Annotated in this window: 15 protein-coding genes; 6 read left to right on the top strand and 9 right to left on the bottom strand. The window is 71.4% G+C overall.

All coding sequences use genetic code 11. The features are described from left to right. Window positions 1–82 precede the first annotated feature (82 nt). Genes J7462_RS17250 through J7462_RS17240 form a run of 3 tightly spaced genes read right to left on the bottom strand, consistent with a single transcriptional unit; the run spans window position 83 to window position 1,187 of the window. Window positions 83–343, bottom strand: coding sequence for a hypothetical protein (locus J7462_RS17250; RefSeq protein ID WP_219464973.1), 261 nt, complete (start codon window positions 341–343; stop codon window positions 83–85). Beyond that, window positions 331–594, bottom strand: coding sequence for a DivIVA domain-containing protein (locus J7462_RS17245; RefSeq protein WP_219464972.1), 264 nt, complete (start codon window positions 592–594; stop codon window positions 331–333). The genes J7462_RS17250 and J7462_RS17245 overlap by 13 nt, the downstream gene beginning before the upstream one ends. Continuing rightward, on the bottom strand, window positions 591–1,187 hold the full coding sequence (locus tag J7462_RS17240; protein ID WP_219464969.1) for a hypothetical protein: 597 nt from the start codon (window positions 1,185–1,187) through the stop codon (window positions 591–593). The genes J7462_RS17245 and J7462_RS17240 overlap by 4 nt, the downstream gene beginning before the upstream one ends. A gap of 258 nt (window positions 1,188–1,445) precedes the next feature. Here J7462_RS17240 and J7462_RS17235 point away from each other — a divergent pair, with 258 nt between their 5' ends. Continuing rightward, window positions 1,446–1,670, top strand: coding sequence for a winged helix-turn-helix domain-containing protein (locus J7462_RS17235; RefSeq protein WP_219464966.1), 225 nt, complete (start codon window positions 1,446–1,448; stop codon window positions 1,668–1,670). A gap of 24 nt (window positions 1,671–1,694) precedes the next feature. Here J7462_RS17235 and J7462_RS17230 read toward each other — a convergent pair whose 3' ends face one another. From J7462_RS17230 to J7462_RS17215, 4 genes are all read right to left on the bottom strand, one after another. Further along, window positions 1,695–2,492, bottom strand: coding sequence for a hypothetical protein (locus tag J7462_RS17230; protein ID WP_219464964.1), 798 nt, complete (start codon window positions 2,490–2,492; stop codon window positions 1,695–1,697). Window positions 2,493–2,500: 8 nt separating this feature from the next. Next, the gene (locus J7462_RS17225) at window positions 2,501–2,977 is read right to left on the bottom strand and encodes a hypothetical protein (RefSeq protein ID WP_219464963.1); all 477 of its coding nucleotides are present in this window, start codon (window positions 2,975–2,977) and stop codon (window positions 2,501–2,503) included. A 170-nt stretch (window positions 2,978–3,147) separates the two neighbouring features. Next, on the bottom strand, window positions 3,148–4,320 hold the full coding sequence (locus tag J7462_RS17220) for a HAMP domain-containing sensor histidine kinase (protein ID WP_219464962.1): 1,173 nt from the start codon (window positions 4,318–4,320) through the stop codon (window positions 3,148–3,150). Beyond that, entirely contained in the window at window positions 4,317–4,973 is a 657-nt protein-coding gene (locus tag J7462_RS17215) for a response regulator transcription factor (protein WP_219464961.1), read from the bottom strand. The genes J7462_RS17220 and J7462_RS17215 overlap by 4 nt, the downstream gene beginning before the upstream one ends. Before the next feature lie 125 nt (window positions 4,974–5,098). Here J7462_RS17215 and J7462_RS17210 point away from each other — a divergent pair, with 125 nt between their 5' ends. The 4 genes from J7462_RS17210 to J7462_RS17195 all read left to right on the top strand — a co-directional run bounded on the left by J7462_RS17210 (window position 5,099) and on the right by J7462_RS17195 (window position 8,748). Then, window positions 5,099–5,644, top strand: coding sequence for a hypothetical protein (locus J7462_RS17210; RefSeq protein WP_208567841.1), 546 nt, complete (start codon window positions 5,099–5,101; stop codon window positions 5,642–5,644). 77 nt (window positions 5,645–5,721) lie between these two features. Next, window positions 5,722–6,780, top strand: a complete 1,059-nt coding sequence (locus J7462_RS17205; RefSeq protein WP_308290925.1) for a peptidoglycan-binding domain-containing protein — start codon at window positions 5,722–5,724, stop codon at window positions 6,778–6,780. 28 nt (window positions 6,781–6,808) lie between these two features. Beyond that, window positions 6,809–7,495 carry an ABC transporter ATP-binding protein gene (locus tag J7462_RS17200; protein ID WP_208567932.1) on the top strand — a complete coding sequence of 229 codons (687 nt, stop codon included), beginning with the start codon at window positions 6,809–6,811 and terminating at the stop codon, window positions 7,493–7,495. Window positions 7,496–7,572: 77 nt separating this feature from the next. Further along, window positions 7,573–8,748, top strand: coding sequence for an ABC transporter permease (locus J7462_RS17195; protein ID WP_208567933.1), 1,176 nt, complete (start codon window positions 7,573–7,575; stop codon window positions 8,746–8,748). A 76-nt stretch (window positions 8,749–8,824) separates the two neighbouring features. Here J7462_RS17195 and J7462_RS17190 read toward each other — a convergent pair whose 3' ends face one another. After that, window positions 8,825–10,639 carry a hypothetical protein gene (locus tag J7462_RS17190; RefSeq protein WP_308290924.1) on the bottom strand — a complete coding sequence of 605 codons (1,815 nt, stop codon included), beginning with the start codon at window positions 10,637–10,639 and terminating at the stop codon, window positions 8,825–8,827. 871 nt (window positions 10,640–11,510) lie between these two features. On the opposite strand from J7462_RS17190, the gene J7462_RS17185 reads away from it, so the two are divergent. Continuing rightward, window positions 11,511–11,960 (top strand): DoxX family protein, encoded by a 450-nt coding sequence (locus tag J7462_RS17185; protein WP_219464957.1) that lies wholly within the window; start codon window positions 11,511–11,513, stop codon window positions 11,958–11,960. A 55-nt stretch (window positions 11,961–12,015) separates the two neighbouring features. Here the strand turns inward: J7462_RS17185 and J7462_RS17180 are convergent, their stop codons facing one another. Further along, window positions 12,016–12,744, bottom strand: coding sequence for a hypothetical protein (locus J7462_RS17180; RefSeq protein WP_219464954.1), 729 nt, complete (start codon window positions 12,742–12,744; stop codon window positions 12,016–12,018). Window positions 12,745–12,808 lie beyond the last annotated feature (64 nt).

Genomic DNA, 12,808 nt, shown 5'->3' with positions numbered 1-12,808 from the left:
GGCGGGGCAGTCGGGCGGCTCGCGGGCCGATAGTGCGCCATCACTGCTGTCGGACACCGCACCATCGGCCCCGTTGAGTCGATCATTCCGTCGTCAGGGCGCACCCGCCGTCGTGGCCGGCGGTGCGACCGCAGCGGCCGGGGCCGCCGAGCGGGGCGTCGCACCAGATCCGGGTACGCACGGACTGCCGGTCCTCCGGCGACAGGGTCGTCTCGCCGAAGTCGACGGCGAGCACGTGCCCGAGCGAACGACGCAACGCCATCGCCAGGGCGGCGACCTCGTCGACACTGGTCAGCCTGGTCGGCAGGTGGATGATCCAGCACGGGTCGGTCACCGTGGCCACCACCTGTTCCGGGCCGCTCTCGTCCGGCGGCAGTCGGCGTGCCCCGATCCCCACCGCCGCAGCGCCACCCGGATGCGCTCACCCTCGGTGGTGGCGGTCGCCAGGTCACGGGTGACCCGTTCCAGCTCGTCGGCGACCTGGTCGAGGAAGGCGTACACCTGCTCGGGGTCGAGGCCGCGCCACCGACGGGTGCCGAAGGTGACGGTGCGGACGTGCTGCGGCAGCAGCCGCCGCCCGGCTCGATAGATCATCCTGTCTCGCCCTTCCTGGCCGGTCGGGGTGCCGCACCTGACAACCCGTCGGTGTACGACCCCAGTGCGGCGACGGCAGCGGCCAGACACTCGGCCATCAGGTCGAGCTGCTCGGCGGCGCACCGCCACTGCCGCGCGGTCGTCTCGGTGTCGTGCCGCCCCGGTGGGGTGGTGACCCCGGTGGGGTCGGTCGGCGCGGCCTCGGCGGGGGCCGCGTCGCGGAGCTGCTGGCCGGCGGCGGTGACCCGGCCCGGGAGCTGCCGAATCCGACCGGCTGCCGCACTCCACCGGCCACGGACGGTATCCAGCGTCTCGACGAGGTCGCCGATGGTGCCCGGCTCGACGTGCCCGGCGGCGACCCGCAGCCGGCGTACCCCGTCGGTGACCTGCTGATCGACCTCGGCGGCCAGGTCGAGGGCGTCACCGCCGCTGCGTCGGGCCAGCCGGAGCGCCGGGTGGGTGCATCCCCCGCCGACGCGTTCCAGCAGCACCATCCCGGCGGCCACCTCGAGGTACGTCTCCCGCAGCTCGGCGGCGACCTGCTCGGCCGCCCGTATCGCGCTGGCGACCGGCACCTCCGTACTCGTCTCCACCGTGTCTCCTCTGCCTACGTGGGTGCCGGGGCAGCGCGCCGACCAACCTGGAAGGGGGTTCCAGCCGATCCGTACGCGCTGCCCCGGCCCTGTCCGGGTGCGGGACCCGGGGGATGAGTCGACCCTGTTTTGCCGACGAGGGCCGCTCGTCCCCAACATATGATGCCTAGTGTTAGAGGTGCAAGCCCTGACACGCTTAGAACTTGATGTCATAAGGGAACGGTGGTCAGATGGTGGTGCCGACGAGGGAGCACCGCCATGTCCGTGACGCCTTACTACGTACGCATCTCCGACGAGATCCGCGAACGGATCACCTCGGGTGACCTCCAACCTGGCGACAAGCTGCCGTCAATCGCCCAACTGTGTGCGCAGTACGGCGTCTCCACTCAGGTCATCCGCTCGGTCATGCTGACGTTGCGTGCCGAAGGGCTGGTGGAGGGGCATCAGGGGCGCGGGGTCTACGTGCGGAGTCGTACCGGGTGAGTGGCCGCGAACCGCTCCCACCCACTATCGCAGCGCGGCCTGCGGGGGCGGTACGACCTTGTCGAGTTGCCGTTCGAGGCTGAGCGGGTCATCGAAGAATTCGACGTCGCTGACGGTCCGCAACTCGGCGACGATCGCTGCCGGCCAGTCGCGCGCCGAGCCGTCCAGCGCCGCGACCCGGCTCTCTCGCGCGATCGTCGACAGGCCGAAGACGTGGTAGCAGTGCTCGGCTGCCTGGTCCGGGTCGCGCAGGCTGACAGCCTGGACATAGGCCGCCTTACTGTCGTTGGCGACCCGCAGGGTGACCGGCCGGTTCCGTCCTGACTCCAGCGGAATCGGAGCGTCCCGTTGAAGCTGACGGCCACGCCCAGCCCAGACGGTGACCCGGTCTGCGACCCGATCGACGAATCTCATCCCCGCCTGCCGTGGGGCGAGCCAGCGCAGCTGATCGGTGCGGAGGGAAGCCTGGGCGACGTCGAGCACCAGCCTGCCCAGATCGTCAGCGGCCCCGAAGGTGGTGATTTCACCGGGTGCCGCATTCACCCCGTTGAGGCCGCCTCCAGCCATGATCTCGCGAAATGCCTCGGCAGCGCGGCCGGCGAACAGGTTCACGCCAGCCATGGCCAACAGGGAAGCGGCGGCTGCACGATCGGTCACCCGGTAGCCGGAGCCCATCGGCTCGACCAGCACCCGTACGCCGTCGCCGTCGCCATAGGTCAGCGGCAGATCGACCAGTAGACCGTCTCCGTAGGGGTGCACGACGGTGTTGTCGTTGACGGCCCGGAGGACAGCACCGATGACGGTCGCGGCGTCCACGGTCATCTCCCTCCTCACGGCTCCCGCCAGATGAAGTCGTCCCCGATCGCGATGAAACACTCCGCAGCGAACGCTTCCAGGATCGCACGGTACGTGCCGGGTGCGACCCTCGGTTGCAGCGGAACGGTGGGGATGTCGTCTGGTTCGTAGGCGCCCTCTTCACCGCCACCGGGCTCGCTGCGGTGCTTGTGCGTACCGGGAAACGGGGGATGCGGGGCGTTCAGGCAGAGCCGGCGAGCGGAGAAGCCCAGGCGACCCTCGCCGGCGAGATACTGAAGCGCCGGCTCGCTCGGCTTCAGCTCGTTGACGGTCATCCGTAGCCGGCACGGAGCGAGCGCTTCGATGCCGGTGACGACCCGGATCAGGCCCTGCTTGATCACGGGGCTCCTGGCGGTCCACGTCATGCCGCCCACGGTGGTCGCGGCCGCAAGCGGTGACAGCAGGGTACCCAGATTGGCGGCCGTGATCAGGGGGGACACCTGCCGACTCACGATCGCAGCCTTCCTGCCTCCAGAGGTGACGATGTGAGACCACCTCGCTCTGTGTCGGGCCGGACACTATCGGAGACGGCGGCCATGGATGCAGTAGCAGCGCTCGTGTCGAGTCACGACCTGCCATTGGTGCCCGGGCCCTCATACCAGTGGTCGGGCGCGGAGCCGGGTCAGCCGGTGGTGGGAAGGGAGACGGTGACCACCAGGCCGCCGTCGGGGCGGGGGACGGCCCGCACCGTTCCGCCGTGCGCCCGCGCCACCGCCCGGACGATGGAAAGCCCCAGGCCGAAGCCCCGCTGACCGGCGACCCGTTCCCGGTTGAGCCGGCGGAACGGCAGGAACATCGTCTCGATCTCGTACCCGGGCACCACCGGCCCGCTGTTGCTGACGGTCAGGGTGGCCCGACCGTCGACCACGGCCGTGGCGACCGAGAGCCAGCCGCCGGTGTCGACGTTGTGCCTGACGGCGTTCTCCACCAGGTTCTGGGTGAGCCGTTCCAGCAGGACCGGGTCGCCGGCCGTCCGCGCCGGGGCCAGTTCGCGGGTGACGGCGAGCGTGGTGGACCGGCCGGTCTGCTCCGCGACGTGACCGGCGACCTCGGCGAGGTCCACCTCGGTGTGTTCGGCCAGCGCGTTCTCCGAGTCGGCGAGGGTGAGCAGCCCGTCGATCAGCCGTTCGTGGCGTTCGTTGACGGCCAGCAGGGTCTCGCCGAGCTGTCGTAGCTCGGGCGGGGCGTCCGGGCGGGTGATCGCCAACTCGACCAGGGACCGGTTGATCGCCAGGGGCGTACGCAGCTCGTGGGAGGCGTTGGCGACGAAGCGCCGCTGCCCGTCGAAGGACCGGTCGAGGCGTTCGAGCATCAGGTCGAAGGTGTCGGCCAGCTCCTTCACCTCGTCGGTCGGCCCGGCCAGGGCGATCCGTTCGTGTAGTCCCCGGCCGGCCCCGTCGGCTCCGGCGATGCGACGGGCGGTGCCGGTGATCTGCTGCAACGGCTGCAACGCCCGGCCGGCGACCAGCCAACCGAACGCGACCGCGGCGATGGTCACCACGGCCAGGGCCACTCCGCCCTGGGTGAGCAGCGAGTCGAGGGCGTCCCGGCGGGCGTCGTCCTGCACCTGGCGGACGATGGCGCGCAGGTGTTCGGCCTGGTTGGCGTTGATCTGGGTGCCCTGGGGCAGCGAGATCGACTCCTTGCCACCGGTCCCGCGCAGGTTGAACCCGAGACCGTGGGCGAGCCGCTGGTCCACCAGCACGTACGTCACGGCGAGCAGTACCGTGCCGGCGAGCAGGAACAGGCCACCGTAGATGAGGGTCAGCCTGGCCCGGATGGTCGGTTTCCTCATCGGATCTGGTATCCCACCCCGGGCACCGTCTCGATGACGGGTGGGTCGCCGAGCTTGCGCCGCAGCTTCATCACGGTGACCCGCAGCACGTTGGTCATCGGGTCGATGTGCTCGTCCCAGGCCCGTTCGAGGAGGTCCTCGGCGGAGACCACCGCGCCGTCGGCGCGTAGCAGCTCGGCCAGCACGCCGAACTCCTTGCGGGACAGCGGCACGAAGTTCCCGTCCCGGGTGACCTGCAACCGGGACGGGTCGAGGACGATCCCGGCCCGGGTCAGCTGCGGTGGGGCGGCGGGGCGGGTGCGTCGGGTCAACGCGTGCACCCGGGCGCTCAGCTCGACGAACGCGAACGGTTTGGTGAGGTAGTCGTCAGCGCCGATGGCCAGGCCGGAGACCCGTTCCCGGACGGCGGCGGCGGCGGTCAGCATCAGGATCCGGGTGTCCCGTTCGGCACTGACCAGGGCGCGGCAGACGTCGTCGCCGTGCACGACCGGCAGGTCCCGGTCGAGCACGACCACGTCGTACCCGTTGACGCCGATGCGTTCCAGGGCGGCGTCGCCGTCGTAGGCGACGTCGACCGCGAACGACTCCCGGCGGAGCCATTCGGCGATCGCGTCCGCGAGCAGTTTCTCGTCCTCGCACACCAGTACGCGCACCGTTCCATCCTCGCCTATGCCGGGATAACCACCGCGTTAACGTTGCCGTTTACGCCCTGGATACCGCCTCAGGAGTTGAGTTATCCCTAATGCCGGCTGTCTGCCGGTCGGAAGGGAGACCAACGATGCGACGAAATCAGCTGAGCCTGCTCCTGGCCCTGCCCGTGGTGGCGGTCCTCGCCCTGAGCGGTTGTCAGTCCGATGCCGCCGACGACTCCGGGGTGGCCAGCGCCGGTGGTGGCGGCGCGGAGCCCTCGCTCTCCGCCGCTGCGGCGATGAGCGACGAGGAACGCCAGCTCAAGTTCACCACGTGTCTGCGGGAACAGGGGCTCGACGTGCCGGACCCGCAGCCGGGGCAGAAGGGGCCCCGGTTCAACGGCGGGTCGGACGTGGACCCGGCCAAGGTGCAGTCGGCGCTGCAGCAGTGCCGCGAGTTCGCCCCCAACGGCGGGCAGCCCCGGCAGCTCGACGCGGGCCAGGTCGAGCAGGTCCGCAAGCTGGCCCGGTGCATGCGGGAGAACGGCGTGCCGAACTTCCCGGACCCGGCCGCCGACGGCCGCATCCAGCCCGGTCGGGCCGACATCGACCTGAAGGACCCGGCGGTGCGGACCGCGTTCGACAAGTGCCGGGAGACCGTGCCCAACCTCGGTGAACGTCGGGGGACGTCATGACCGGCGCATCCCGATCCGCTGACCCGTCCGTCACCGGCCCGGCTGCGTCTGCGGTCCGGCGGCGACGCCCGCGACCGGTGTTCCTGCTCGGGGCGGCGGGGCTGCTCGTGGTGGCGGTGGCGGCAACGGCGGTCACCTTCGCCAGTGACGGCCACGCCGACCGTGCGACGTCGTCCGACCGCAGGCCGCCGTCGTCCGCCAAGGTCACCCGGCAGACCCTGGTCGACCGGGAGACCAAGAACGGCGAGCTGGGGTACGGCACCCCGCGCGCCCGGGACAGCCGGCTGAGCGGGACGGTCACCTGGCTCGCCGAGGGCGGCGCGACGGTCAAGCGGGGTAAGACGCTCTACCGGATCGACGACGAACCGGTGGTGCTGCTCTACGGTGGCCTGCCCGCGTACCGGGTGCTGCGTTCCGGGGTCAGCGGCACCGACGTCAAACAGTTCGAGCAGAACCTCGCCGCGCTCGGGCACGACGGTTTCACCGTCGACGAGGATTTCACCTCGGCGACCGCCGACGCGGTCCGGGACTGGCAGGAGGACCTGGGTCTGCCGGAGACCGGGCAGGTCGAGCCGGGCCGGATCGTCTACGCCCCCGGTGAGGTCCGGGTGGAGAGCCACGGCGTGGAGGTGGGCGACACCGTCGGTGCGGGCAAGGTGGTCCTCTCGACCACCGGTACCACCCGCCTGGTCACCTGCACCCTCGACGTGGAGGACCAGCGGTTGGCCCGCAAGGGCGCGGAGGTGACCATCACGCTGCCCGACGGCACCCGCAGCACCGGCAAGGTCGACACGGTCGAGACGGTGGTGCAGACCTCGGCGGCGACGACGGGCAAGGAGTCGGAGACCGACACCAAGATCGAGGTGACCGTCACCGGGGACGACGCCAAGGCGCTGGCCGGCTACGACAAGGCGGCGGTGGACGTCGGCCTCGTCGCCTCGGAACGCGCCGACGTGCTCACCGTGCCGGTCGCGGCACTGCTCAACCTGGCCGAGGGCGGCTACGGGCTGGAGGTGGTCGAGGAGGGTGGCACCCGGATCGTCGCGGTGCGTACCGGCCTGTTCGCCGACGGCCGGGTGGAGGTCTCCGGCGACGCGGTCACCGAGGGGCTGACCGTGGGGATGCCCGGTGACTGAGCCGCCCCGGGCCGACCACCCGGACCACGTGGTCGAGCTGCGTGACGTGACGAAACGCTACGGCGACACGGTCGCCGCCCTCGGTGGGGTGTCGATGAGCGTCGACCGGGGGGCCCTGGTGGCCATCGTCGGCCCGTCCGGCTCGGGGAAGTCCACCATGCTCAACGTGATCGGCACCCTGGACCGGCCCACCTCGGGCGCGGTCCACATCGACGGGTACGACGCCGCGCGGTTGTCCGACCGGGAACTGTCCGCGCTGCGGGCCAGCCGGATCGGCTTCGTGTTCCAGCAGTTCCACCTGGCTGCCGGCGTACCCCTGGTGGAGAACGTGGCGGACGGCCTGCTCTATGCCGGGGTGCCCCGGCGGGAGCGGCGGCGGCGGGCGGAGGCGGCGCTGCGACGGGTCGGCCTGGGACACCGGCTGGACCACCGGCCGCACCAGCTCTCCGGCGGGGAGCGGCAGCGGGCGGCGATCGCCCGTGCGGTGGTCGGTGAACCGCCGCTGCTGCTGGCCGACGAGCCGACGGGCAACCTCGACTCCAGCTCCGGCGCGGGGGTGATGGAGCTGCTGCACGAGCTACACGCGGCCGGTACCACCATCGTGGTGATCACCCACGACCGGGAGATCGCGGCGAGCCTGCCCCGGCAGGTGCAGATGCGCGACGGGCTGATCGTGGCGGACTCCGCCGCCCTGACCGAGGGGGTGCTGCGATGACCACCACGCCGCTGCGGTCGACGGGCGCGGCCCGGCGAAGCGGTGCGGGGCGACCGGAGCTGCTGCGACCGGCCCGGATGAGCCCGCAGGACGTGCTGCGGGTCGGTGGCGTGGGGCTGCGGACCCGGCCGCTGCGGGCGTTCCTGTCCGCTCTGGGCATCGCCATCGGCATCGCCGCGATGATCAGCGTGGTCGGCATCTCCTCGTCGTCCCGGGCCGACCTGGACCGGACGCTGGCCGCCCTGGGCACCAACCTGCTCACCGTCGCGCCGGGGAGCACCCTCTTCGGTGCGGACGCCCAGTTGCCGGTCGAGGCGGTCGGCATGATCAGCCGGATCGGCCCGGTACGCCAGGTGTCGGCGACCGCCCAACTGGCCGACATGCCGGTCTACCGGTCGGACCGGATCCCGGCGGCGCAGACCGGTGGCCTCGGCACCCAGGCGGTGGAGCTGGACCTGCTCGACACCGTCGGCGCTTCACTGGCCAGCGGGACCTGGCTCAACGAGGCCACCGGGCGGTATCCGGCCACGGTGCTCGGGTCGGTGGCCGCGGAGCGGCTCGGCCTCGGCGCGGCCGGGCCGGACATCCGGGTCTACCTCGACGGGCGCTGGTTCACCGTGATCGGCATCCTGCGACCGGTCCCGCTCGCCCCGGAACTCGACTCGTCGGCCCTGGTCGGTTGGTCGGCCGCGACCACCTACCTGGGCCTGGACGGGCACCCGACCCGGATCTACACCCGCTCGGCCGAGCAGCACGTCGAGGCGGTACGGGCGGTGCTGGCGGCGACGGCCAACCCGGAGCAGTCCAACGAGATCCAGGTTTCCCGGCCGTCCGATGCGCTCGCCGCCCAGCAGGCCACCGACGAGGCGTTCACCGGTCTGCTGCTCGGGCTGGGTGCGGTGGCGTTGCTGGTCGGCGGGGTGGGGGTGGCCAACACCATGGTCATCTCGGTGATCGAACGGCGGGCCGAGATCGGGTTGCGGCGGTCGCTGGGTGCCACCCGGGGGCAGATCCGTACCCAGTTCCTCGCCGAGTCGCTGCTGTTGTCCGCCCTGGGTGGGCTGGGCGGGGTGCTGCTCGGTGGCCTGGTCACCGCCGGTTACGCCGGTTCGCAGGGGTGGCCGACGGTGGTGCCGCTGTGGGTGGTGGCCGGCGGCATCGGGGCGACGATCGGCATCGGTGCGTTGGCCGGGCTCTACCCGGCGATCCGGGCCAGCCGGCTGGCCCCCACCGAGGCTCTCGCCACCCCCTGACCGCCCCGCCCGACGGGTGGCCCGGCGGCCGGTGGGGGACCTCACCGGCCGCCGGACCACGATCAGCCGGGCCGGCTCAACGTCGGCTCACCCGGATCAGTTCCCAGCCGCCCTTCGGGACACCGGGCGTCGGGTCGGTGCGCAGGTTCATCGGGTTCGCCATCCCGAGATAGAGCGTGGAGCCGTCCACGACCATGGTTCGGACACCCTGGTTGAGCGGGTTGCCGAAGCCGCCGGTGTCGACGGCGCGGGCCGGCCGGCCGGGCGCGTCGAACGACCAGAGGTCCGCCCCGAAGGTCGGCGGGCTGGGCGTCGTGCCGGCCGGGGGCGTCGGCATCTCACCTTCCAGCGAGATGTAGGCGAAGTCCATGGTGCCGACGTAGAGCCGGCCGCCGGCCACCGCCATCTTCCAGGCGTACAGGTTGAACGGGTCGCCGAAGCCGGAGCCGCCGTAGACCGGGGTCGCCCCGGTCGGGGCCGGGGCCCACGCGCCGACGCCGTTGTTCGCGGTCGGGTCGTACGCCGGCAGCGTCGACTCGCCGTAGAGCGTCTCGATCCGTTCGTGTGCGCCACCGAGGTCCTGGCCGCGGAAGACGGCGAACGCCCGCTGGGTGTTCTGCACGGTGGCCTGGAGCTGCGCCTGACTGCGCGGCGGGTACACCGACAGGTGCAGGGCGGTCGCCTGCAACGGCACGTGCATGGTCCCCCAGTGCAGCCGGCCGCCGTAGGAGGCGAGACCACCGAGGGCGTACGCCCGGCGGACCACCGGGTCGGGCTCGTAGTCGGCGGCGGACCAGACCTGCGACCAGTTGCCGGCGTCCTCCGGGTTGAGTCCGGGTGCGCCGGCCGTCAGCGGCGGGCTCATCCAGATACCGGCCAGGTCGGCCGGGTCGGTGCCGTCACCGGTGCCCGCCGCCGGGAGGGCGCCGACGGCGCGCGGTGCCTGCTCGCCCACGTCGGAGTACGACGGGCCGACCGGGGGCGGCGTCGGGAGGATGCCGGCTGCGGCGCGCTCGGCCACCGAGCCGTCGACGATCGCCTTGGGCCAGGTCGAGACGTAGAGCCGCCCCTGGTGCTCGGTGAGGTCGGCGACCTGGGTGGGCAGGTCGGCGACCTCGGTGAAGGCGAACGGGTCGGTGCGGTCGCCGGTCCAGCGCAGCACCCGGCCGGCCTCGCCACCGTTGGCGCCCAGCCCGACCCCGGCGTAGAGCACGCCGCCGGCCACCACCCAGTGCCGGATGTTCTCGTACGCGGTGAGGTTGGTCGAGCCGAGGTAACGGCCGGTGACGGTGTCGAAGGCGAACACGTTCACCCCGCCGACCACGCTCGGGCCACCGAGCAGTACGACGCCCTGGTGGGCGGCGGCGCTACGCAGGCCGGCGGTGGTGTTCAGCAGGTTCGCGTCCGCCGGGGATGCGGACGTGATGTCGGCGGTGCGTTCGGTGAGTCGTTCGGTGGCCAGGTCGTAGGTGTAGACCTCGGGGGTGCGGTGGTCGCCGAGGGTGGCGGGCAGGGCGGGGTTGCCCCGGGCCGGCTGGCTCTGACCGAACTCGCAGACATAGTCGTCGTTGAGGATCGGTTCGCGGACCTGGTAGCCCTCGGGCTTCAGGCAGAGCACGTTCGCCCCGGTGCCGAACCAGAGTCGGCGGCCGGCTTGGGCGAGCCCCCAGACGTACGACTGGTTGACCTTGGGCTGTCCCACGGTGCAGGGCGGTCCGGGTGGATAGTCGACGCCGACGCCGGCAAAACACTCGTCAGCGGCTGCCTTGGCGAGCAGTCGTACCGTTTCGGGGCGAATGTCGGCGTGGGCCGGAGTGGCGAGCAAGGGCAGCAGGATCAGGGTGGCAAATGCGGGCAGCAGTCGTCCCGGTAGGGGTGGTCGACGTCGCACGGTGGTCCTTTCCGTGAACAAACGGTCGGGCTGGCGATAGCCGGGACGGGTGGGCTGGATCGCTCTCGACCAGGGGAGATGGGTAATCGGCGGTGCACCCGGAGGGGTGGTGCAGGTTGCCGGATCGCGTCGGTCGACGGGAATGGCAAATTGCCGGCGCGAGGTTACGGGCCGGCTCGGTGGGGTGGTTTTGGCGGGTGATTCCGAGGGTGGTTGTCGCAGTTCCGGGGGCAACGTGGTGCCGAGGCTAACGTATTACGCAGCCCGTTATCACCGGAAAAGTTGTTAAGGATTTTTGAACTGGCGGCCGTGCCGGCTACTGCCGTGAGTCGATGTCGAGGCGTGGCGCTGGGTGCCGCGGCCGGGCCTCGTGAAAATTGCTGACGGGTGGGGCGTTCCGGGTGTCGCGGGTAAACCGCGCCAACCGCCTGCTGTCGTCCGAAGTTGGCGCACAGTGCGGACACCTAGCGCTGGCGGCGGTGTCGGGGCCAGGCCCCTCGCCGCTGGTCGGGTGGGCCGGGCCCGGTCGGGGTTTCCCGGTGACCTCCCGGTGGCTTCCCGCGCGAATTGCGTGCATATTCATTTTCCATAAACGCGGCGTATGAACTTCGTGACAGTTAATTCATAGTTAACAATCATTACGTTCCGAGCCGCTCCGGCTCGCGGCGGGGAGGTGGTCGGGGTCGGCCGGTGGTGGTGGTCGCGGGTGCGTGGGCCCGGGATCGCTCCCGACGCGACGTAGGGGTGACACCGGGACGTCGGGGTGGGGTAATGTCTCGCACCGAGACCTTCCCAGTAACAAAGAATTTATCGATTTAACTGCTTCGATGCCTCATCATGAGGGGACGTAATCCCTTCCATGGAGGTTCCCATGAACGTGTCTCGGCTCGGCGGGCCGACCCTCTCGCTGTACCGCATCGTCATCGGCCTGCTGTTCATGCTGCACGGCCTGTCCTCGGTCTTCGGGTTGTTCGGCGGCAACCCCGTGACCGGCAAGGCTGTCCCGGTCGGTGCCTGGCCCGGCTGGTGGGCCGCACTGATCCAGCTCGTCTGCGGTGCGCTGGTGCTGGCCGGGCTCTTCACCCGGCCCGCCGCGCTCCTCGCGTCCGGCTCGATGGCATACGCCTATTTCGTGGTGCACCAGCCGGAAGGGCTGCTGCCGCTGCGCAACGGAGGCGAGCTGTCGGCGCTCTTCTGCTGGTCGTTCCTGCTGATCGCGGTGCTCGGCCCGGGCTCCTGGGCGCTGGACACGCTGCTCGCCCGCCGCAGCGCCGACGCCCCGTCGGCACCGGTGGCGGAGCGAAGCTCGGTGCCTGCCTGACGCACTGACCGGCGTCGCCGGAGCCGCAACGAGGCGGCTCCGGCGACGCGTGCGGTCAGGGGTTGTACGGCGCGTCGGTGTGACTCACCTCGGCGAGGGTGCTGCCGGAGAGCTTGTAGACCGACGTCCGCTTGATGTCCAGCTCGGCCATGCCCCGGCTGGGGCTGCGGGTCAGCCAGACCACGGTGGCCTTGCGCCCGGCCACGCTGATCGAGACGACCGGGGTCCGGTCGCCGAGGTCGGTCAGCGCGCGGAACACCGGCAGGCCACCGCTGTTGCGCCACGCCGCGAGCGTGTAGAAGGTGCCGCTGCCTCCGGTCTTGATCGCCACCGCGCCCACCGCGTCCTCCGCGCCGTCGCCGTCGAGGTCACCGATGCCGCAGGGCTTCTGGAGCGTCACGGTGGCCCCGTCCTCGCCCGACCACTGCCCCCCGGCCAGCGGCAGGTAGTCCGGGTAGCCGTTGTAGGGCGTCTTGCTGCTGCCGAGCCGGGCCTCCGCCAGATGGGCACAGGTCAACGGTGCCTTGACCGGCGCGGCGGCGGTGGTGGTCGGGGCGGCGGCCGGCGGGGTGGTGGGGGCGGCCTTCTTCACCTCCGGCGACGGAGCCTCGCTGGTGGGAGTCGCCTCGGGGGAGACCTGACTCAGCACCGAGGCGGTGGAGGGCCCGGTGGACGGGCCGACGGTGGACGCTGCCTCGTCCGTCCCGCCCTGCTCACCCCCGCAGGCGGCGGTCAGTAGGCAGACCATGGTGAGGGTCGCAAGGCTCGACGGAATCCGTCGCATGGGCGGGGGGTCCTCTCTCGACGTCAGGTCTCCCGCACCGTACTGATCGATGGCAATGTCGGTC

Origin of the sequence: Micromonospora sp. RL09-050-HVF-A, assembly GCF_019374995.1 — a bacterium.
Classification (GTDB): domain Bacteria; phylum Actinomycetota; class Actinomycetes; order Mycobacteriales; family Micromonosporaceae; genus Micromonospora; species Micromonospora antibiotica.
Note: the sequence above shows the minus strand (reverse complement) of the source record. Positions and strands in the feature narration are given on the sequence as shown.

Bases quoted from the DNA above. Each gene is read 5' to 3' on its own strand.
- J7462_RS17195 (WP_208567933.1), top strand. From the start codon at position 7,573: ATGAGCCCGCAGGACGTGCTGCGGGTCGGTGGCGTGGGGCTGCGGACC.
- J7462_RS17210 (WP_208567841.1), top strand. From the start codon at position 5,099: ATGCGACGAAATCAGCTGAGCCTGCTCCTGGCCCTGCCCGTGGTGGCG.
- J7462_RS17245 (WP_219464972.1), bottom strand. From the start codon at position 594: ATGATCTATCGAGCCGGGCGGCGGCTGCTGCCGCAGCACGTCCGCACC.
- J7462_RS17185 (WP_219464957.1), top strand. From the start codon at position 11,511: ATGAACGTGTCTCGGCTCGGCGGGCCGACCCTCTCGCTGTACCGCATC.
- J7462_RS17180 (WP_219464954.1), bottom strand. From the start codon at position 12,744: ATGCGACGGATTCCGTCGAGCCTTGCGACCCTCACCATGGTCTGCCTA.
- J7462_RS17235 (WP_219464966.1), top strand. From the start codon at position 1,446: ATGTCCGTGACGCCTTACTACGTACGCATCTCCGACGAGATCCGCGAA.
- J7462_RS17220 (WP_219464962.1), bottom strand. From the start codon at position 4,320: ATGAGGAAACCGACCATCCGGGCCAGGCTGACCCTCATCTACGGTGGC.
- J7462_RS17230 (WP_219464964.1), bottom strand. From the start codon at position 2,492: ATGACCGTGGACGCCGCGACCGTCATCGGTGCTGTCCTCCGGGCCGTC.